Below are 21295 nucleotides of genomic sequence, written 5' to 3'. Positions count from 1 at the left end.
TATTATATGTTTCATTTAGTTAAAGAAAACATTCATTTAAATGAACAAGCTACCAATAAAACTGAAGCGATAAAAAAAATTGCTACAGCCTTAACGAGTGCAGGATTTGTTGAAGAAGGTTATGTCGATGGCATGCTTGAACGAGAAGCTCAAGCGGCGACATATTTAGGTATCGGTCTTGCTATTCCCCATGGCACAACAAAAACACGTCATTTGGTCAAAAAAACAGGGGTACAAGTATTTTGTTTTCCTAATGGTGTTGAATGGGGGGATGATGGTGAAAAGGCCTATCTTGCAATTGGTATTGCAGCAAGCTCTGATGAGCATCTAGAATTACTTCGTCAACTAACTCACGTACTTGGGGCTGATGGGGTAGAGGAGCGCATCAGAAAAATTCAATCGGCGGACGAAGCAATTGCCATTTTAACCGGCAAAACAAGTCTAGAAGATAGTCAATTCACAGTAAATGAATCTGCATTATTATTGGATATTCCTGCTGATAGTTTATCAACACTACAAGCATTAAATGCATCGCGTTTAAAACAGCAAAATGCTGTCAATACAAGTTTTATTACTGAAGTATTAGATAATAAACCTACTTATCTAGGTGATGGTGTTTGGTTAAATGATAGTAAAGAAGGTAATTTAAAAAATGCTATAGCAATTAGTCGTACCACTAGTAATCTTAATGAAGATGGTAAGCCAGTTAAGTTACTTATCACCATGTCAGTCGTTGATGATTCTGTTTCTGACGTTGTAAATAACATTGCAACTTTAGTGTTTAACCAAAAATTAGCATTACTATTATCAGCAAATAGCGATGGGTTTATCAATCTTCTTTTATCTGGCTCTGAAACGACAGGAGGTGCTGATAAATCAGAAATGCAATCGACCTCTACAAATGAGTCGACAGCTACTGAATCGAATAATGAATCATTAAGTCGAGAATTTATTATTCCTAACGAGAATGGTTTACATACTCGTCCATCGTCTGTTTTAGTTAAACTCGTTAAAGAATTTAACAGTAAAGTCACCGTTGCTAATTTAGATGGTAAAGGTGAAGCAGTAAGTGCAACGAGCTTAATGAAAATTGTTGCGCTAGGTGCCAAAAAAGGCAGTCGATTACAATTTACCGCCGTTGGTGACGATGCCGAACAAGCGCTTGAAGCAATTGGCAAAGCGATTGAAAGCGGTTTAGGTGAGGGTGTTTAAATGACTTATCGTATTGCAACAATCACCTTAAATCCTGCTTATGATCTTTTAGGTTTTTGCCCAAAAGTAGAGCTTGGCGATGTTAATTTAGTTCAAACCAATGCATTACTAGCTGCTGGTAAAGGCATCAATGTTGCTAAAGTTTTGTCGGATTTAGATGTTCAATTAACTGTTGGTGGTTTTTTAGGTAAAGAAAACCGTGATGGCTTTAATTTATTATTTAAATCATTAAATGTGGTTGATAAATTTGAAACAATTGACGGTCGTACACGTATTAATGTCAAATTAACCGAAGAAAATAGCGAAGTGACCGATCTAAATTTTTCTGGCTTTACTATTAGTGAGCAAGACTGGCAAAGCTTTGTAAAAAACTCGCTTGAATGGTTAAAAGACATTGATATGGTTGCTATTAGCGGTAGTTTACCTGCTGGAGTATCACTTGATAAATTTACAAATTGGATGGAACAAGTTAAAGCGATTTGTCCAAAAATTGTATTCGATAGTAGTCGAGATGCATTGGTCGCAGGATTAAAAGCAAAACCATGGTTAATCAAACCAAATGATAAAGAGCTCGAAATGTGGATAGGTCGCAAATTATCTACATTCGATGATGTAAAAAATGCTGCTATGGAATTAGTTAATGGTGGCGTTGACAATGTCATTATTTCGCTTGGAAGTAAAGGTGCATTATGGGTCACTAAAAATGAAGCATGGTTAGCAAAACCACCTAAATGCCAAGTAGTTAGCACTGTGGGTGCCGGTGATTCAATGGTCGCTGGTTTAATATATGGTTTAATCACTGAGCAATCAATTAAAGACACTTTAGTATTTGCATCAAGTGTTGCAGCTTTATCGGTTGGACAGGCTGGTGTGGGTATCGCTGAGCGCCAAGCTGTAAATAATATGCTAGAAAAAATTGAAATAATTGCTGCATAAGGAGTATTCATGAATATATATATTATTGAAGGTAGTCATGCAGGTCCAGTTAATGGACGTTTAGCTAAAGCAGAATTAGCTTTAGCGGCAAATGCCTTAAATTTAAACGTAGTTGAAAATGCGGCATCAGCAGATGTTATTGTTGCTGTCGGTTCGGGGACCATTAGTGATAAATCAGTGGTGGGTAAAAAAGTGTATGTTGTTGAAGACTTAAATCAGCTTTTTGCTAATCCAAAACAGATTTTAACTGATGCACAAAGTAAAGCGAGTGTTTATGAACAATCTGCTGAGGAGGCACCAACATCAACGCCAAATAATGGTATAAAACGCATTGTTGCTGTTACTGCTTGTCCAACCGGGGTTGCACATACCTTTATGGCGGCAGAAGCGATTGAAGAAGAAGCCAAAAAACGGGGTTGGTGGTGTAAAGTTGAAACTCGTGGTTCAGTCGGTGTTGGCAATGAATTAACACCAGAAGAAGTCGCTTCTGCCGATGTAGTTATCGCAGCTTGCGATATCGATGTCGACTTAAGCAAATTTACAGGTAAAAAACTTTATCGCACCAAAACAGGACCAGCCCTGAAAAAAACAGCACAAGAATTTGATAAAGCATTTGAAGAAGCAACGGTTTATCAGCCAGCAAATGCTGCAAAAACTGAATCAAGCAATGATAAAAAAGGTGTTTATCAACATCTATTAACCGGCGTATCTTACATGTTACCAATGGTGGTTGCAGGTGGTTTGATTATTGCGCTTTCATTTGCTTTTGGTTCGTTTGAAATGGTTGACGGGGTGCAAAAATTAATTGGTGAACCGCATTTAGCTCAAATTGGAGGGCTTGCTTTCTCACTGATGGTGCCATTGCTTTCAGGTTATATTGCTTATTCTATTGCGGATAGACCTGGGCTTGCACCGGGGCTTGTGGGTGGTTTACTTGCCGTATCGACTGGCGCAGGCTTTTTAGGTGGGATTATTATTGGTTATTTTGCAGGTTATTTGGCGTTATTAATCACAAAATATTTACCATTACCAAAAACGCTAGAGGCATTAAAGCCAATACTAATCGTACCACTATTTGCAACGCTTATTACAGGTCTTGTGATGCAATTTATTGTTGGTACCCCGATTGCATGGTTAATGAACGTTGTAACAGTATGGTTAAATTCAATGGGTACAGCCAATGCTGTTATATTGGGGGCTATTTTAGGCGGAATGATGTGTACTGATATGGGTGGGCCAATTAATAAGGTTGCTTATGCATTTGGTACAGGTTTAATTTCAGCACAAGTTTATGCCCCAATGGCGGCAGTTATGGCGGGCGGTATGGTTCCACCTTTAGCGATGGGCATTGCAACACTCATTGCAAGCAAAAAATTTGCTAAAACTGAACAAGAAAGTGGTAAAGCTTCATTGGTATTAGGTTTATGCTTTATCTCGGAAGGGGCAATTCCATTTGCTGCTCGCGATCCTTTACGTGTAATCCCATGTTGTATCATCGGTGGCGCAATTACAGGTGGCATGGCGTTAGCTTTTGGTTCAACATTAATGACGCCACATGGAGGGTTATTTGCTTTAGCCATTCCTGGCGTGGTTAAACCAGTAGGTGGCTACTTGTTATCTATTGTGGCTGGTTCTGTTATTGCTGGTGTAGCTTATGCACTTATTAAACAACCAGAGTTAGAATCTACAACTGTAGCTTAATTCTGAAATATAAATAAAAAAAAGCGCCATCAAATGATGGCGCTTTTTTTATCATCAATACGTTATTTTTTTATCCAACGTTGTAAATCTCTAGGAATAAAGTGATCTATTTGTTGTAGCATCAATTTCGGATCTTCCGAAACGATTAATGTTTTATAAAAACTATCTCGAACAAACCCCTCGTTCACAGCATGTTGTAAAAAATTGAGCATAGGCTGCCAAAATTCAGCTGGATTAAATAAAGCAACCGGCTTTTCGTGATAACCAATTTGCATACCCGTCCAGACTTCAAAAACCTCTTCTAGCGTACCTGTTCCGCCCGGCATTGCAATAAAGCCATCGGCAAGTTCAGACAGTCTTGCTTTGCGCTGATGCATATTATCTACCACTTCTAAACGAGTGATACCGTGGTGAGCCGTTTCGGCTTTGACTAAACGTTCAGGGATAATACCAATCACCTCGCCTCCATGAGCTAAGACTGCATTAGCAATAATACCCATTAAGCCTTTATTACCACCACCATAGATTAAACGCCTGTGTTGCTCCGCTAATATTTTACCTAATTGTTCAGCATGAGTCCGGTATTCTAGGCGGCTTCCTTCACTTGCACCACAAAAAACACAAATATTTTTTTTCATCAATTTTATTCTACCTGTTATGTCACTTACTCATTATTTTAACACAGTAATCGCCTGATTTGCTTACAAGCTGAGCAGTTGATTCTATTTGGTGTTTTATAGATTGACATTGTTGTTATAGATAGTTAATATTCTGCCTGTTAAGTGTTCCTCCATAGTTCAGTCGGTAGAACGGCGGACTGTTAATCCGTATGTCACAGGTTCAAGTCCTGTTGGAGGAGCCAATTTTAGAATTCTTAGAACCTGCTTATAGCAGGTTTTTTTATGTCAGTAAAATATTTACTTAGTCACCTCATTCATTGTTGCTACAAATGCAAAAAACTGTTACCACTATAAAATATCTATTTGATTTAATTGTTTTTTTAATTTATTAAGTGGTTTGATTTTAGCAGATAGTACCTTGTATTAGTTGAATAAAATAGCGATGAGATAAAATCAATAACGAATTAAAGCTTAATTATTATTAAATAAATTACGCAAAAAAAGAGATTCACATCCCCCCTTTGCCCAGCCACTATCACTATAGTTATTTTTCGTTAAAATTTAAAAAGTCCAAAACTGCATCCAACTATAATGATGATAATAATTCCTCTGAATTAATCAATACACGAGTAGGTTTATAATAGATTATTTTCTATTTTTTGCTGTACTATTTTTGGTGAATATTTACAGTGGGGCTACTGGGAGTTGAATTAATGTAAACAACCCATTATTATCATTGAACTTTTCACAATTCATAATAAGTAATTCCCTTTATTTGTTCCTTTATTATTTTTTTAATAAAAATTAAACTTTTCTTGAAAAAATAATCTTAGTTGGGCTTAAAAAAATAAAAAATTTATTACTACTTGAGCGCGGAGCGCAAATTAAAAATAAACGCCGATGTTGATTTTTCGATTGTGTAGTAATGGTGAATAAATGTTGAAAATTTGTTGGAGGCTAGCCACCAATAACTTTTCAACATGGTTATGTCAGCAAAATTCACGGTTAATACATATGAGAAAATATTAATTTTCTAAAAAAGGCTTAAATTTTTACTATTTTGTAAACTTAAAAAGTTTCCCACACTTATATTTTTACGTATAGTATTCGTAAGGTTTGGATGAAATACACCTCTATCCCACAATCCCACCCATTTTATATTTAAATCTGTTAATTTTTTTATAAGGGTTGAATTATTTATAAATTTCTTTTTAAATTCATTCTTTCCTTGAGCATGAAAACTTGCAAATAAAAGAGGTAATTTTAGAGCTAAGCAATGGCATAACTCATCCTCAAAATTAGTATTTTGTTCTAATAATACTATTTTATTTCCATTTTTTATAAGCTTTCTAAGATTGTTTATAAAAACATCGCTCCGCTTCGGAGTAATAACATCAGTATCAAATATCACAAAAATTTTGTCATTTCTTTTAATTTGGACTAAATGTCTTTCGATAGCAGACTCCCACATATTGATTTTTTTAATATGAGACAATTTTATTTTTTTACTAGATATAAGTTCCTGAACAAGTTTTTGCTCACACTCACCTTCAACAAAACAATAGCTCATAGAAACTAATCCTCTATTAATCTTTCTAGTTCATTAGTAGATGGGAGAGTCTTGAAAAAATTGTTTTTAATGTGATTAATTAAATTTCTATCATTTTTTTTGTATTTTTCCTGAGCTTCAATAAAGAAAGAATTACCAGAATCTTTTACTAAAAAAGTAAATGAATGAATTGGCAAATTTAAGTCTAAAACTTCATAATTGTGAGTCGTATAAAAAAATTGACAATTTCTTCCCATTTTACTAATAATTAAATTAATAATTGAAACTTCAAGTTCAGAATGAGAGTACGACATTTTCTCATCTAAATAGTAAGTTGCACACGTAACATCATTATCACAAAACTCTTTTTCCTGTCCAATTTTCCCTATTAATGAGGCTATTTTTATTGCATCATAAGTCCCTTTAGATAATCGATTTTTATTATTTGTTATATCACCTTTGTCATTAATATCAACCGCATCTCCATTTTTAAAATATATTCTGTGTCCAGTTACCTCTTTTTTCTCTTTCTTTTTACCTGAGCCATTTATTGCTATTTCTACTACTTTTTCAATTGTATAATCAAAAGAAGACAAAATACTTTTCATAATTTTTAAATCAAAAGTATCTCTAATAGGAATACTAGTCTCGTCATTTTCAGAGAATAAATAATACCAACAACCATTAACACCATGTTTTTTAATAAATTCAAAGGGGAAATTAATGACTTCTGAGCCATCTCTTTTAAAAAAACAAGCTCCTCTAGGTGCTTCTTTATTTAAAATTATTTTGTCAATTTTTTTTCTTAGCTGAAAACAGCTATCGTTTTTACCTATAGGTGAATTGACATAAAGAATATTATTTATTACATTATTTTCAGTGATTTCAATTTTAAGCCTGTGTGCATAGGGCTTAGGCGTTGTAGTAGCATAATCAACTTCAATAACACCGAATTTACTTTTATTGTAAATTTTATCTCCAGACTGTAATGGATGATTTTGCAAAATATAATTTTGTATATCGCAAAGAATTTTTCCAACAGAGGTTTTACCGCTTGAATTAGTTCCAGATAAAATGCAAACTTTTTTAAAATAATAATTTTCTCTTCCTAAAATATGTTCACCATCTATAGTCGGAAAAGTAGGTTTACGTTTAAAACTTAGTTCAAGTTCTGCATTTTTGAAACTGAATAGATTATCGATTTTCAATCTAGTAAATATCATTATATTTTCCTAATATCGGAATATAAATTAATTCTAATTTATTTATTATAAATAAACAATAAATAATAAATAATAAATGTGATTGTATCAAAATTTGTGGTTTACCCTAAATTTCATATTTTTTAAAATATATTCGATATAAAACTAATAGAATTTGTTCATCATTATTTTTGATCGTTTATATCGTTCAATGAGCGTCAATTGTTCTGTATAAGAAATTTGGATTTAGCAATTTTTTTATTTGCCTGTAGTGAGGATATTAAAACGATGAAATGCTGGAAACAACATCAAGATGAACTTAAAGTATTTTTAAAAAAATGCCATAATGGTGAAATAGATAAAAATTCACAAGCATGTGAAAATGCAAGATCTGCGGCAAATCATAATCTCAATAGTATTTTCCCTAATTACGGTGAGAAAAAATAACCAAAATTTTAAATAAGTGATCTGTAAAGATCACATAATAGTTAATAATCTCGATCCATCTTTTTATTACTTTTCTGTTTTTCATTATCTGTTGGAGTTCCTCGCATTGTTTACAGTAATTAGAGAGAATACTGTAATGAATATACATAAAAAAATAAAACTAACGCCTTATCACAGACAAGAGATATGGCGTTTATATCATAAAGAAAAAATAACCATCACTGATTTGGCTAAATGCTTTATGGTTAGTCGCCCGACCATTTATAACGTACTAGAGAAAGCTCGATTAAAGCTTTTTGTCCCTTTAACCAGTAAGAATGAACGTTATAAAACTATCAGTTATATGGTATTAAACGTCTGGTTAAAGTTGAAAAATCTATTGAAGATAAATTAAGATGGCAAGCTAAACGCTATAACAAAACCTATCTGGGCGAAATGCTACACGTTGACACCAAACGTTTATCATTACTTAAAAATGAAACGAAATAAACTAGAGACTATTACTATGTTGATAATCGGCTTAATTTACTATAATATTGTTTTAATAAGTGATATCATGCAAAAGTATATGTCTAGATAATTCAATGTTTGCACTATAAATAAAAAAGCGTAAACATGGCATCAGCAGATATAATCACAAAACTAAAAAAACGCTTAGTCAGTGATCAGATATCAATAAAGATTCGTTAAAAAATTTATTAATTGTTATTGGATAACATCATTTAATTATAAAAATGGAGATACTTATGAAAAGTAAAGGTGTTGCTTATTTATTGTGGTTCTTTTTGGGGGTTGGAGGAATCCATCGAATGTACTGTGGTAAATGGATTTCTGGTTTTATTTGGTTATTTACTTTTGGTTTGTTCGGTATTGGATGGATTGTAGATATTTTTCTAACTAGCAGTATGGTTGATTATGCTAATTGCATCTATAAAAGTAAATATAATCAGCAGTCACCAAATAATATTTCAATTCAAATTAACAATGCTCCGCACGCTCAACCGTCAACTCATGCTATAGACGAAAAGGGTGCATAATGCGCAGAAAATACCTCTGTGTTTGCATTTCATTATAAAAATAATCCACTAAAGCTCATAAGGCGTTTTATCAAAAATCGCTTTATGAGAATCTGTGACGGTTATTTTTTCTTTGATTCGTTGGCATATTCGTCGAATAGATTCTAGCTTTCCTTGTTGTTTAATTGGTTCAAGAGCATTTATAAAATCTCTTGCTTTAATTTCTGTGATAGCAATACTACCTACATAAGGTAGTACATGTAATTCTAAAGAACGCCAAATATCTTTTAATGTAGCAGCTTTGAAATTAGATGAAGATTTTAATTTAAACCAATCAGTAGCAACCTTTTCAAAAGTATTATTCTGTTCATCTCTAAGTAGTTTTAGTTGATCTTTTTTATATTGTTGAGGATCTATTCCTTTAGCAAGTAATTGTTTTGCTTCATCCCTTTTTAGTCTAGCATCAGCTAAACTAATTTCAGGATATGATCCAAAACTTACAAGGGCTCTTACTTTAGAGGTGGCCGATATAATTAAAACGCCAAATCTTTGTACCTATTGATTTAACAAGTAAATACAAACCATTCCCATCAGATAAAGTATAATCTTTTTCTAAGGACTTAGCTGTTCTGATTTTTAGTATTTGTGAGTGGTGTAGTTATACGTGCCATAGTTATATACTTATAGCTATACGTTGATGTTGTGTTTTTAGCGTATAACCAATTATATAACTAAAACTATTGATTGTCATTGAATTAACGTAATACTCATTGACATAAAAAACACTATAAAACATTTGAATTATAATGAATTAATAATAGTTGGTGAATTTTAATGAACAATATAGTGGTGGAGCTGGCGGGAGTTGAACCCGCGTCTAGATTTTAATATCAATATAAATAATAATGATTTTTTATTTTATTTGTTTTTTGCGTGCATTAGACGTGCATTTTATTTTGATGCTTTTTTGATTGATGTATTACCGTCGTATGATTCAAGGTACGAACCGTAATGCCGGAATAACATTTCTGGACCTTTATGCCCCATTTGCTCTGCTAACCAAAATAGATTAACGCCGTTGCTTAGATGATATGTTGCAAACGTGTGTCTAGTTTGATACGGGTTGCGGTAGCGTACTCCAGATCGTTTTAACACTGGTACCCAAGCTTTTTTTCGTATTGCATCAGCCCCCTCCCATTGTTTATTTGTTTTTGGATCCAAAAAAACATACTCATTATGTAAAAAACTAAATTTCTTTTGTTTAGCTAATGCTATTAATGCATTGTTATCCAGATCAATAATACGAGTTCCTGCTTTTGTTTTTGTTCCTTTTTCAACTCCAACTACTCGAGCAGAATTTACATGTACTTTGTTTTTAATAAAGTCGATATTTTTCCATTTTAATGCGCAAAGCTCGCTTGACCTCATGCCTGTTGCTAAAGCGAACCTAAATAAATTTTCCCATTGTTCATTGCTACAACATTGTAATATTGTGTTAACCTCATCTGGCGAGAACGGATCAACAACGTAATCACTTTTATCTTGCTCTGTGCTTTTGTCATGATATTTAGATACTGATACAGACTGAACGGGATTAATAGAAATTATCCCATCAATAATAGCATCATCAAGAGATGACTTAAGGTAAGATAAGTTATTACGTTTAGTCTTAATTGATGTTGTTTGTTCTTGTACCCAATTTTTTATAATTCCTGGTGTTAATTCGGTTATGCAAATATCATGAAGATCATGAAGTGCATTAATGCACTTCTGATAGCCGTTGATCGTTGATGGAGATAACTTACGTTTTTCACATAAAGATAAATAACTATCTAAATAGCTCTTAACTTTTAATCCTTTACTTGAATAGCCAAATATTTTCAGCTTACTTGACTTTGGAAAGAAATCAGCATAATTAAAAGTTCCTCGTTCAATACTATTTAATATTTCACCTCTTTGTCGTTCTGCATATTTTATGTTTGATGGGGTAACGGGTAGTCCACGTAGCGGTTCACGACAACAAACACCTTTAAATGTAAATGTGATAATTAATGTTTGAACGTTTGCGTGTTTTCGAATTGTTACACCACGCGACATTTTTGCTTTTCCTTTCCTTTCCTTTCCATTCATCAACCGCTACTATATCTACCTGACGTTCTTTTATACCTTCAACACGGAAAACATGTACTCCGAAAGCCCAAATGCCTCGTTTTAGCCTTTTATCAACAGCACCTACCGTGTCGCCATATTCACTACAATATTTAGAAATTGGTAAATAACGTATCATTTTTTGCACTCCTTTTACTCCACAAAATTATTAAATAATTGTTATCTGCAACTTAACAATTATTTTGAAACCAAACACATTTGCTCTGCATCGAACATTGCATCATGTAGTGCGTTATGTTTTAAAAAATTAAATGACGGCGTATAGTCTTCAATTTTTCCTTTTGCTGTTCGTGTTAATGCGTCAATATATGTTCTAACATCTCTGACTTGGTAATATAACCACGGCGTTTGTAATGAATATTCATTGAATGCATTTTCTAAAATAATCGGGTCAAAATTTGTTCCTCTAAAATAAAATGCAATATCAGGGTTAATTTTTTTCCATTCATTTATTTTAGATATTAATTTCTTAAGAGCTTCTTCTAAGTGAGAATGCCCTGGTACAGGGAATGCAATTTTTTTATCAACTTGAGATCTCCACCATTCTAGCGTTTCATTGCTGATCGTTCGGTTGGAATAAAATAATTGGTCTGGCAGGTCACATGACAGGTATAGATGATGATCACTGTAACAACCTGAAATTTCAACCATTTCTATTTTTTCTGACGTTTCATTTAAATTAAATCTATCAAATGCAAACGCTCCAATTGACAATATAATTGCCGTCGGTTTTGTATCTAATGTTTCAATATCAATAATAACTGTATTAATTGTCATTTTAATTTTTTCCTTGTTTGCTATATCTAGTCATATTCAGCCCTCAATCGCTTGTTCCATGCTTTATAGTCGTTCTAAATCTAAATATAGTTCTTTAATATCGTTATCTATTCTTTGTTTTGTTGAATAAACTTTACTTTTTATTAACCTAATTTCTGCTCTACGATTTAGTATTTCGACAGCCATAACCATCTCAGTGGTTGGTGGTTTTTCACGATCGTAACTTCCAGCTATTTCCAATAATTGATCTTCTGTTAACTATATGATTTTATTCATGCCCAGTCATAAAATTATTAAAACCTTTTTTACTATTAATCATTTTCATGACAACTTGTTCTGTAATTTCAGTTTTATTTGGTGTAGCTAACCAGAATTGAGTTAATCTATGTAATGGGTTGGCCGTTTCCCAAAGATCAGCTTGAAACTCAACCAGATAATCAGATAGTTCAGATGTAAAATACTCATTAGCCGTTATAAATGTGTCTGTTTTTAAATATTCGCGTTTTAGTTGATCTCGACAAATAACGCCCGCCATATTCTGCCATTTTTACATCTCCTGTTTGATCAACTCATAAAACCGACGCATGAAGCGGTTATAAGCAATGCCACTTGGCACTGGCTCTATTTTTCTCTCAAGCAATGGAATACCTTTTAGCATTGGCCATTCTTTGCCATCATTAGCTATATCACGATGCTCAGTTGCTAATAAAATAAGGTCAGCTTGTTTAACTTCGGGAGAAATAGTTAATGGCAAATTAAATTTTTGCCTGATAACTTGATCAACCTTGTCTTCAACTAGGCGGTAATCATGTAATAATTTTTTTAGTGGTGATGGGATGTCTTTGCAGTACGCTTCAACAGCATCATGTAACAATGCTTCTAATTTAAATTTATCGGCAACAACGTAACTACATTCAACAGAATGTTGAGCTACAGAATAAAATCTATCAAGCTGGCCAGTGTAACGGCATTCATGAGATAAGCCTTTTGCGATATCTTCAATACAGATTGTATTGGCTGTAGGGTTTTGATAATCAAAATTTAACCCTGAATGGGTTGTAATCCAAGTCATACTAATACTCCACGTTGTTTATAAAAAAATCTTTAAAAACGCTCTGGTCTGCACTCCGAGAGCGTACGATTTACTCCACTAACATTCTGTAATCAGGAATTGCATTAACTAAGTGTGCCTATCTTTATACTTGTTAGGCTCAAGTGTCCTTTTTGTCACCACAACAGCAAGGAATCTGGTATAATTGAATTACCACAACAGTAAATTTGGATATTCAATCATGCCGGAATGGGTTACTCATCTTTTTTCTTTTGTAACAGGGAAAGTATCAATAAGGCGAATTATGTATACCGTTCTTTTGTTTATTTGTGGTTGTGTTTTTACTCCAAAGGCAGTAATAACATATATTGAAAATATAGAGGTTCCATTTGTTTCTGGAAAGACAGTGTTTTATATTGTGCTCTTTATCATCAGTTACTTGGTTGTTGATACTGTTGTTTTGGTTTTTAATAAAATTTTAAAAAACAAGAACCAAAAAATAAAAATAAAAAACAGAGATCAACATATCAAGAAAATAATTCATCAATTAGATGAAAATGAATTAAAAATCTTATTCATGTTTGTACACCAGCGCACAAATTCGCTCAGCTTAGATGGCTCTGATCAGTATGTTAAATCATTGCAAAGCAAAAATATTATTATTCCGCTGGGAGGTGATTTAAGAGGACGTCACTTGTTATCCATGATCTACCATATACATCCAAGTTATGCAGGCATTATTACCGAAATTTATAATGAATTTATCGAATAAAATACACTTGGTTAATGCTGTTCCTAATTTTTAAAGAACTATCAAAACAATTCATCAAAAAAACACTGTATATAAATTCAGTGTTATTATTATAATGAATAACTCTAATTAACTGATTAACTGATCTAAGACTATGGACGAGATTAAAACAATAAAACACAGTTGTGTTATATGCCAAAGCCACGAATATCTTTTCGAACATGAACCTAAGCTAAACCCAAATGATGAGGCTATTTTTGTTAAAAGCATCTCATGCGCTTTATGCGGTTATCCAATTTCAGCAGTAGAATTCATGGAATCAGAAACGGGTTTCAAATACGACGAACTGAAAACAAGAACAATTAATTAGATGTTTTGATTTTTAAAGAGCTATGTAAAATTAATAATTAAATTCTAAGTTATCTTAGAAATTTAGTCAACAAGTTCTTATTTTATGAAAAACATAGCGAAAGAAGACGTGGAGAATAGTGACCAAGCGTGGTCACTTCTTATTGCATTTTATTTTTACTATTGAGATTTCGAAAGTTCTAAATATTGTTTGATAAGATTATCAATATTAATCTTAGAACTATATTTTTCATAAAATCTCCTTTTATAATTCAATTTGAACGCCTTTGACGACACCGATAATTACACAATTATTATTAATTGGGATACTTTTATATTGTGGATTTAGCGGCATCAAATATCTATTTGGTCCATCTATTACTAATTTTTTTACTGTTACTTCATCCGTTCCATCAATTCTTGCTACAACTATTTTTCCATTGTCTGCAAACTGCAAAGTATCTACTATTATAATTGAATCCTCTGGTATGCTTGGGTTACCCAAAGGGTTTAACATTGAGTCCCCGACAACTTTAAGCGCAAATGATTCTGATGATATCGAAAATGTAGTATTGATCCATTCGTCTACTTCATTATTGTTTATCATGTGTTCTGTAAAATTCCCAGCTTGAACTGTCGATAGTAAAGGAACTGTTTGTACAGTTGATGATTTTACTGGTGACAGATTATTTAATGATCCGTATAAAATATAATTTATGTCTACATTAAACAACTTAGCTAATAATTGCAATGCTCTGCCTTTTGGTTCATTTACATCTCTTTCCCAGAATCCAACCGTAACATCGGAAACATTGCAAAATTTACCTACCTCAATCTGAGTTTTTTTATTCTCTTTTCGTAATTTCTTTATTCTTTGTCCAACTGTTTCCATAATAAAACCTAAAAATTTTTTTCTAATCTATCTTAGTTTTTATTGATCTAGTTTAAATTCGATAGTGTTATCTAACTTAACTTAGATAATAAGGAGTAGTTATGACTACAGATCAATTAATTTCATATTTTAAAACACCCAAAAAAGTGGCCGAGTTTTTTAATATTAGCCCGGAAGCTTTTTATCAGTGGCAAAAAAGACCTCAGAAGTTAATTCCAAAGGATCGCGCTATTGAAGCCGCATTTAGAACTAATTCGGAATTAGCATTTGATGAGACCCTTTATCAAAATAAAGAAAACCATAATTAAAACAACCACCAAGAATAGAGGTAAATGTGGACAATAGAAATTATCCAACACCGAAAGAGATAACCGATGCAATTCATCATTTAATCACATCATTTGACGGTAAGTACCCTGAAATGGCGAAACGACTAGATCCAACGTCAGTGTACAGAAAATGCATTACGCAATCGTGTGCGGCAATTAAATGGGCAAATGGTACCGCTGGGGATGATATTAGAAATGGAAGCAGAAGCCAATTCTAATGTTATTACAGAGGCAATTGCAAAATATCGAGGCGGTGTTTTTGTTAAGTTGCCTGAATTTAATGAATTTGATAACGACGAGTTATTAAATAAATTTAATAATCTTATTGCAGAACTGGGTCAATTTTGTCGGCAACATAATGAATTTACTGCAGATGGAATATTAGATAAAAAAGAGAAAAAGTCATTAAAAGCTACGTCGTATGCAATTCAATGTAGATTGAGTGAAATTATCGTTATAACTGAAATGATTTTTGGAAAGGGTGACCGATAGCAATTTTGCAGAAGGCTATCGGTCGGTTGCGAAAAAACACTTGTGGAGTATTAGTCGCATGAATAGTTTAACACTAAATTGTACTGTAACGCAATTGCGTTGCAAGTTTTCACAATCAGGCTTTGAATATGAAGCCATGATAAATCACATCTGGACACCTGTCAGCCACCAATTTGTCGAATTTTTGTGGTCTTTTCTAATCAAACAACAAAGTTTGAATAACGACAATAACAAAGAGGTTAATCTATGAGTACCAAGTTAACTTCCTATGTTTGGGATGTTTGTGCTACAAGTGGAATGAAAGGAACTAAATTATTAGTTTTACTAAGGTTAGCTGATTTTTCCAATGATGAGGGGGGTAGTTTCCCCTCAATTGATACAATTGTCAGCCAAACTGGCTCAAGTAAAAGTGCTGTTAAGTTAGCCCTTAGCAGCCTAAAGAAAGATGATTGGTTATATGTAAAAGCTCGTCGAAATGGTCAACGGAATGACAGTAATTTGTATTGTATAAATGTCCAAAAACTACAAAAACTAGCTTTAGAAATTGTTAATTCTCACCAGCCAAATTCTGACCCGTCACATTCTGACCGGTCAAAAACTGACCCGACAGAATCTGACCCCGATCCATATATAAATAATAATATAAATAATAATAAATTAGGGTCTGGAAATTTTAGCCAAATTTCCGACGCTGATAAATTATCCCAATTTTTAGAAAAACATCCTCAAGCTGAAATTTATTCAGCAAACGGAAAATACTGGGGTTCAAAAGATGATTTGAAAGTAGCCCAGTATATTTATCAAAAAGTGCTTGAGATTAACCCAACTTACCAAGAACCTAATTGGCCACGATGGAGCAATGAGATTCGGTTGTTAAAAAAACGAGTCAACAAGCGGACACGAGAAATATTAGAAGTTTTTAATTGGGCTAATCATCATGAATTTTGGTTTAAAAACATTTTGTCACCGTCGAGCCTTTCTGAGAAATGGATGATCCTCACGACTCAAATGTTATCTGATAGTAAAACAGCGGTAAACAAATCGTCTGAAATTGATTGGAATAGTACAGGTTGGTTACGTGAGGAGGTTCTACAATGAAACCTTTAAACGAAATTTACAGCGCATCTGAAATTGCAATAAAGCAAAATTTCAACTCAAAAAATACAAGTATTGGAACGCCAAAATTTAATTGTGAAATTGAAAAAAACTTTAATAAATTATTTATCCAATTAAAACAGGTATTCCCTGCAATAACGGCGTTAATAAAAACTCAGATAGATCTTGATGAGTTCAAAAACCAATGGTTACTGGCATTTAAAGAAAACGGCATAACAACGTTACATCAGTTTGAAATTGGTATGAAGAAAGCACGTCAACAAAGCACGCCATTTGTCCCATCGCCTGGTCAATTTATTTCATGGTGCAAAGAGGGCGAGGCATCAGATATGGGGTTACCAACAGTTGCTCAAGTTATGCGAGAGTTCAACAAGTATAGTGCTGAGATTGGTTTTTCATGTCTAACAGCGGAGCAATTCCCATGGTCTCATCCAGTTATGTACTGGATTGTTACCGATCTGAGAAAGCACATGCGCCAATACAATCAATCTGAGTTCGAGGTTGAAAAGCGTGCCGAAATGCTAATCAACAAATGGGCAAAAAAATTGAGTAACGGTGAAGTAATACCTGAAATTCGTGTCCAACTTGAAGAAAAAAAATCAGGGTACGGCGTATATTATTGCAATTCTGATGCAGTCAACGCGATGAGAGAAAGGGCGAGAGAGAAAGCAAAAAGGAGTATAGCAGAAAATGGGTAAAGTTGATTATAAACATTCAAAAAGCAAAACTGATTCAGATATAAAAGATCTATGGCAAACGCCGATTGAGTTATATGAATTTTTAAATGCTCGTTTTAGTTTTGTTTGTGATGTGGCTGCTAGTGATCACAATCATTTGCATTTGAATTATTTAACTGAGTCATATGATTCGTTACTGAACGGTTGGGCTCACTTAAAAAGCGGTTTTGCGTTCTGTAATCCTCCTTATTCTCGAATCTTACCGTGGGTTAAAAAAGCACGTGAAGCCGCAGATCGCGGTGTTGGTACCGTGATGTTGTTACCCGTTGATACGTCGGTTGAGTGGTTTAACGAGTTACGAAAATTAGCTAGTGAAATTTATTTTATTGTGAATGGTCGTATTTCGTTTGTCCGTTCTGATAATAAGCAAAAAATTAACGGTAATAACCGAGGTTCATTTGAGTATGCAAAAAATTTAACAATTGAACATCAAACAAAAGTTAAACAAAGCATTAACAAAATGATTATTGATCGGCTATCGCCAGAGCAAATCAATAATGCTGCTCGGTTTTTGGTAAATAGAATGGAGGCTATGCCAAAAGCTTAATGCCTTTTATGTTGGTGATGTTGTATATGAATGTAAGGTTAAATAATGATAAATATTAATTTAGAACGCATGGAGTTTGAAAAAACAATGCGTAAAAAAGGGTGTCCAGATATTCATTTAAGAAAGGACCGAAAGGGCGGATATTTAAGAAAAAATATGGAATCAGCATTTCAAGGCTTTGTTCGATTCACTTACAACAGCAGGGGTTTGGGTTGATGATAGTCAGATCAAGCAAATTGAATCTGACTGGTGTGAGTCAATTAAAAATGGTAAAGTATTAATCAATATTAGGTTAATAAAAGGTTAATAACAATGCTTGATAACCCTATAAAAACTGATGATATGTTGTACAAGTATAGCACAAATAGTATTAACCAATGTTTCCCTCAAATGGAGTTAGTCTAGTTTTCTAATAAATGGTACTATTACCAATAATATTTTATTATGGTTAAATTAACTATTGTTTCTTATTAGGTGAAAAGATGACAGGTGCTGATTTAAATATGAGTAATTTGAATTTTGATAAGAATTCGACAGAAAGTGACGTAGAACAGTTATTTATGATAAATTTCCTAAAAGCGCCAAAGCCATATGGTCTTGGTCTATCTAATAGCAATATTTTAACAAAACATAATATCAATAAATATTCTATTGGAAAGGGGAATTCAGCTAAAATTTATTACCCGGACTATCTATTAGTTAATGGAGGATATCCGATTGTTGTAATTGAAGTAAAAAAACCTTCTGATACAAATTTAGATGAAGCATTTAGAGAAGCCAGACTATATGCACATGAAGTTAATGATAAATTTGATAGAGAATTAAATCCAGTCAATTACATATTAGCAAGTAATGGTATTGATTTAATGTTTGGAGCAGTAGGTTCTGATACTCCTATTATTACGTGTAAAGTTAATCAATTAATTTATGGATCACAAAATTTAAATATCCTGATTGAAACAATAGGTGAAATGGGATTAAATTCTTGCATTAAAAAAATCAGTCAAAAAATCAAACCACCATATATACAAAAACCAAGAAAAACAATTGGCGGTAAAACAACTCAAGAAGAAGAAATTAAAAAGAATCCTCTAGGCGAAAATATTAGTGACACTTATAGGTGGATATTTGATCCTTTTACAGAAGATCACAGAAAATATATAGTTACGAAAGGTTATATTAACACAGATATCAATAAAAAAACTCAACATGAAATTGATCGAGTAGTTAGAATGTCGAACTCAGCAAGTGAGTTAATATCTCAACAAATTCAACAAACCAATAAACCAGTAGAAATATTTGAAGTTCTTTCTAAAAATTCTTATTCTCAAATTATTTTATTGATTGGAAAGGTCGGCGTTGGTAAATCTACATTTATTGATTTACTACAATATACAGATACTATACCCGAAAAGATTCAGGACTCTTTAATTTGGGTAAGATTGGATTTAAATAATGCCCCTTTAGACAAAGAAAAAATATATACATGGGTTCAAAAAGAGATAATTGAAAATTTACAGAAACAATTTAGCTCAGAATATGATTTTGATAGCCTCGATTTTTTAATGAAACTTTATTCAGTAGAAGTAAATAGTTTTAAAAAGGGAAGAGGTGCTATTTTAAGTGAAGACACTGAGTCATATAAGAAAAGTTTGTTTGATTTACTTGAAAATAGTCAAAATAATTTAGATTTAACTTTAAAGTGCTATATTAGGCATTTGGCCAATGAACGAGCTAAATCTATGATTATAGTGTTCGATAATTGTGACAAAAAAGACAAAGATTCTCAATTATTAATGTTTGAAGTAGCTAATTGGGCGAAAGATTCTTTAAAATCTATAATTTTTTTACCGTTAAGAGATGAAACATATGATAATTATAAAGACCAAAAGCCTTTAGATACAGCAATAAAGCAATATAGCTTCAGGATAGATGCACCTAAGTTCCAAACTGTATTAACTAGAAGAGTTCAAATGGCATTAGAGTTGATTTTTGATTCTAACTCAGTCAACTCTAAAAATAGTGATTTTATACTAAAAAATAGTATGCATGTGAAGTTTGATCCAAATAGTGATGGTTCTGTATATTTATTATGTATGTTGAATTCTGTATTAAATAATGAAAATTCAATTAGGAGATTATTAACAGGGCTTTCAGGGGGAAATATTAGGATTGCATTAGAAATGTTTTTGAATTTTTGTAGTAGTGGGCATATTCCAAATGAAGAAATAGTTAAAATAAGAAAATTTAATAATAGTAGTTATACTATGCCAGAACATGTTGCTATTCGAGCATTAATGAGAGGTAATCATCGATATTATATCAGTAAGTACTCAAAAATAAAAAATCTTCTAGATGCACAAATAACCGATGAAAATATACCGATTTATTTAATTCGTTTAGCTATACTTAGATGGCTTAAGCTTATGATAAAGAAACGAGATTCAAAGAAAAATTTCCGAAAAGGTTATTTTTTAGTTAAAGATATAATAGCTGATTTAGATAATATAGGTTTTTCTGAAAGTTTAGTGCTTAATCAAATCACTTATCTCGCACATGCTATGTGCATTGTAAGTGAAGATTTTCAGTGTGAAAATATAACATTAAACACTAATGTAAAGTTAGCTCCAGCGGGTTATGCCCATTTAGAGTTATTAGAAAATGATATAACATATTTAGCTACCGTTTCTGAAGACACTCTAATAACAGACAAAAAATTAGTGACCGATATTAAAAATGTAATGATCAATCCCAAAAATACCTATAAATTAGCTAAGGTTTGTAAGACGGCTTGCCGCTTTGTTGAGTATATAGAAAAAATTTCACTCAAGATGTTAACTGATAATCAAGTATTCTCTACTTCTGAATTATTACCTCAATTAATTTCAATGGAAAAGCCAAGATTAACTATTGATCGATTTAAGAGAATGTTGGATTCAGATGATGATTGGAAAGATTTTTGTAAAAAATACCCTATAGGCACAAAATTGAAAGGAGTCATAAAAAACAAGGCTCCTTTTGGAATTTTTGTTGCACTTGATACTAATGATAAATTTTCAATAGATGGTCTTATTCATAAGTCTAACATTCCTAAAGAACAATTAAATAAATTTTCTTCGAGACAAAACATCGATGTAATAATTCAATATCATGACCCAGAAACACCTAAAAAGGTAAGCCTGATTTTTTGCTAATTGTCTCAATTAGCGTTGAAAGCCTGTATAGGTTAACTTGATTATATTTATAATACAAGTCTATTTTACTAAAAATTTCATTTTAATAAGAAAGACAATTATATTTATGCAATTTTCACTAATATTATAAAAAGTGATATATTAGAACTATGTCAGAGTGCAGACTGACATAGTGCGAAAGGTGTTTAACAAGGCAGATGTTAAGCGTT

General features: G+C 32.6%; 25 protein-coding genes and 1 tRNA gene. 15 read left to right on the top strand and 11 right to left on the bottom strand.

Annotated features, from left to right (window positions below; translation table 11 throughout):
• The first annotated feature begins 6 nt into the window (after nt 1–6).
• From fruB to fruA, 3 genes are read left to right on the top strand one after another with little or no spacing between them, the layout of a single operon-like run.
• Nucleotides 7–1212: a fused PTS fructose transporter subunit IIA/HPr protein gene (fruB, locus tag BQ5209_RS09575; protein WP_085248465.1), complete on the top strand. Its 1206-nt coding sequence runs from the start codon at nt 7–9 to the stop codon at nt 1210–1212.
• Nucleotides 1213–2148, top strand: coding sequence for a 1-phosphofructokinase (fruK, locus tag BQ5209_RS09570; RefSeq protein WP_085248463.1), 936 nt, complete (start codon nt 1213–1215; stop codon nt 2146–2148).
• Between the two features lie 9 nt (nt 2149–2157).
• Nucleotides 2158–3849 (top strand): PTS fructose transporter subunit IIBC, encoded by a 1692-nt coding sequence (fruA, locus tag BQ5209_RS09565; RefSeq protein ID WP_085248461.1) that lies wholly within the window; start codon nt 2158–2160, stop codon nt 3847–3849.
• A 62-nt stretch (nt 3850–3911) separates the two neighbouring features.
• Here the strand turns inward: fruA and BQ5209_RS09560 are convergent, their stop codons facing one another.
• Nucleotides 3912–4487 carry an LOG family protein gene (locus tag BQ5209_RS09560; RefSeq protein WP_085248459.1) on the bottom strand — a complete coding sequence of 192 codons (576 nt, stop codon included), beginning with the start codon at nt 4485–4487 and terminating at the stop codon, nt 3912–3914.
• 148 nt (nt 4488–4635) lie between these two features.
• Between BQ5209_RS09560 and BQ5209_RS09555 the strand changes: the two genes are divergently transcribed.
• Nucleotides 4636–4711 (top strand) — tRNA-Asn (locus BQ5209_RS09555).
• Between the two features lie 791 nt (nt 4712–5502).
• Here BQ5209_RS09555 and BQ5209_RS09550 read toward each other — a convergent pair.
• A complete protein-coding gene (locus BQ5209_RS09550) occupies nt 5503–6039 on the bottom strand; it encodes a hypothetical protein (protein ID WP_085248457.1) in 537 nt (178 codons plus the stop codon).
• Between the two features lie 5 nt (nt 6040–6044).
• Nucleotides 6045–7241, bottom strand: coding sequence for an ATP-binding protein (locus BQ5209_RS09545; RefSeq protein ID WP_085248455.1), 1197 nt, complete (start codon nt 7239–7241; stop codon nt 6045–6047).
• 201 nt (nt 7242–7442) lie between these two features.
• On the opposite strand from BQ5209_RS09545, the gene BQ5209_RS10725 reads away from it, so the two are divergent.
• Together BQ5209_RS10725 and BQ5209_RS09535 are read left to right on the top strand one after the other, a co-directional pair.
• Nucleotides 7443–7667: an EexN family lipoprotein gene (locus tag BQ5209_RS10725; protein ID WP_306456148.1), complete on the top strand. Its 225-nt coding sequence runs from the start codon at nt 7443–7445 to the stop codon at nt 7665–7667.
• Between the two features lie 746 nt (nt 7668–8413).
• Nucleotides 8414–8704: an NINE protein gene (locus tag BQ5209_RS09535; protein ID WP_085248454.1), complete on the top strand. Its 291-nt coding sequence runs from the start codon at nt 8414–8416 to the stop codon at nt 8702–8704.
• Nucleotides 8705–8752: 48 nt separating this feature from the next.
• On the opposite strand, the gene BQ5209_RS11075 is transcribed toward BQ5209_RS09535, so the two are convergent.
• The 7 genes from BQ5209_RS11075 to BQ5209_RS09505 form a co-directional block, all read right to left on the bottom strand.
• Nucleotides 8753–9214: a phage integrase central domain-containing protein gene (locus tag BQ5209_RS11075; RefSeq protein ID WP_370737842.1), complete on the bottom strand. Its 462-nt coding sequence runs from the start codon at nt 9212–9214 to the stop codon at nt 8753–8755.
• Nucleotides 9198–9317: an integrase arm-type DNA-binding domain-containing protein gene (locus BQ5209_RS11070; protein ID WP_370737841.1), complete on the bottom strand. Its 120-nt coding sequence runs from the start codon at nt 9315–9317 to the stop codon at nt 9198–9200. Before BQ5209_RS11070 ends, BQ5209_RS11075 begins: the two co-directional genes overlap by 17 nt.
• A gap of 317 nt (nt 9318–9634) precedes the next feature.
• Complete coding sequence (locus BQ5209_RS09525; RefSeq protein ID WP_208610015.1) at nt 9635–10780, bottom strand: site-specific integrase; 1146 nt, start codon at nt 10778–10780, stop codon at nt 9635–9637.
• On the bottom strand, nt 10713–10970 hold the full coding sequence (locus BQ5209_RS10855) for a hypothetical protein (RefSeq protein ID WP_208610014.1): 258 nt from the start codon (nt 10968–10970) through the stop codon (nt 10713–10715). Before BQ5209_RS10855 ends, BQ5209_RS09525 begins: the two co-directional genes overlap by 68 nt.
• Before the next feature lie 59 nt (nt 10971–11029).
• On the bottom strand, nt 11030–11629 hold the full coding sequence (locus tag BQ5209_RS09515; protein ID WP_085248452.1) for a 3'-5' exonuclease: 600 nt from the start codon (nt 11627–11629) through the stop codon (nt 11030–11032).
• Nucleotides 11630–11897: 268 nt separating this feature from the next.
• Nucleotides 11898–12164, bottom strand: a complete 267-nt coding sequence (locus BQ5209_RS09510; protein ID WP_085248451.1) for a hypothetical protein — start codon at nt 12162–12164, stop codon at nt 11898–11900.
• Nucleotides 12165–12176: 12 nt separating this feature from the next.
• Complete coding sequence (locus BQ5209_RS09505) at nt 12177–12701, bottom strand: hypothetical protein (protein WP_085248450.1); 525 nt, start codon at nt 12699–12701, stop codon at nt 12177–12179.
• Nucleotides 12702–12921: 220 nt separating this feature from the next.
• Between BQ5209_RS09505 and BQ5209_RS09500 the strand changes: the two genes are divergently transcribed.
• Nucleotides 12922–13452 carry a super-infection exclusion protein B gene (locus tag BQ5209_RS09500; RefSeq protein WP_085248449.1) on the top strand — a complete coding sequence of 177 codons (531 nt, stop codon included), beginning with the start codon at nt 12922–12924 and terminating at the stop codon, nt 13450–13452.
• Nucleotides 13453–14044: 592 nt separating this feature from the next.
• On the opposite strand, the gene BQ5209_RS09495 is transcribed toward BQ5209_RS09500, so the two are convergent.
• Nucleotides 14045–14671 (bottom strand): LexA family protein, encoded by a 627-nt coding sequence (locus tag BQ5209_RS09495; RefSeq protein WP_085248447.1) that lies wholly within the window; start codon nt 14669–14671, stop codon nt 14045–14047.
• 101 nt (nt 14672–14772) lie between these two features.
• On the opposite strand from BQ5209_RS09495, the gene BQ5209_RS09490 reads away from it, so the two are divergent.
• The 8 genes from BQ5209_RS09490 (at nt 14773) to BQ5209_RS09460 (ending at nt 21086) form a co-directional block, all read left to right on the top strand.
• Complete coding sequence (locus tag BQ5209_RS09490; RefSeq protein WP_085248445.1) at nt 14773–14979, top strand: Cro/CI family transcriptional regulator; 207 nt, start codon at nt 14773–14775, stop codon at nt 14977–14979.
• A gap of 26 nt (nt 14980–15005) precedes the next feature.
• Nucleotides 15006–15218, top strand: a complete 213-nt coding sequence (locus BQ5209_RS10850; RefSeq protein WP_208610013.1) for a hypothetical protein — start codon at nt 15006–15008, stop codon at nt 15216–15218.
• The gene (locus BQ5209_RS10845; protein ID WP_279626447.1) at nt 15169–15492 is read left to right on the top strand and encodes a phage regulatory CII family protein; all 324 of its coding nucleotides are present in this window, start codon (nt 15169–15171) and stop codon (nt 15490–15492) included. The genes BQ5209_RS10850 and BQ5209_RS10845 overlap by 50 nt, the downstream gene beginning before the upstream one ends.
• Before the next feature lie 58 nt (nt 15493–15550).
• Entirely contained in the window at nt 15551–15742 is a 192-nt protein-coding gene (locus BQ5209_RS09480) for a hypothetical protein (RefSeq protein ID WP_143421904.1), read from the top strand.
• Complete coding sequence (locus BQ5209_RS09475) at nt 15739–16590, top strand: helix-turn-helix domain-containing protein (RefSeq protein WP_085248441.1); 852 nt, start codon at nt 15739–15741, stop codon at nt 16588–16590. The genes BQ5209_RS09480 and BQ5209_RS09475 overlap by 4 nt, the downstream gene beginning before the upstream one ends.
• A complete protein-coding gene (locus tag BQ5209_RS09470) occupies nt 16587–17306 on the top strand; it encodes a replication protein P (protein ID WP_085248439.1) in 720 nt (239 codons plus the stop codon). Before BQ5209_RS09475 ends, BQ5209_RS09470 begins: the two co-directional genes overlap by 4 nt.
• Nucleotides 17299–17892 (top strand): phage N-6-adenine-methyltransferase, encoded by a 594-nt coding sequence (locus BQ5209_RS09465; RefSeq protein WP_085248437.1) that lies wholly within the window; start codon nt 17299–17301, stop codon nt 17890–17892. The genes BQ5209_RS09470 and BQ5209_RS09465 overlap by 8 nt, the downstream gene beginning before the upstream one ends.
• Before the next feature lie 482 nt (nt 17893–18374).
• On the top strand, nt 18375–21086 hold the full coding sequence (locus BQ5209_RS09460; RefSeq protein ID WP_085248435.1) for a type I restriction enzyme HsdR N-terminal domain-containing protein: 2712 nt from the start codon (nt 18375–18377) through the stop codon (nt 21084–21086).
• The last annotated feature ends 209 nt before the right edge of the window (nt 21087–21295 follow it).

Origin of the sequence: Gilliamella mensalis, assembly GCF_900103085.1 — a bacterium.
In the GTDB taxonomy this organism is placed as follows: domain Bacteria; phylum Pseudomonadota; class Gammaproteobacteria; order Enterobacterales; family Orbaceae; genus Gilliamella; species Gilliamella mensalis.
This window is presented reverse-complemented; position numbering and strand designations above follow the sequence as displayed.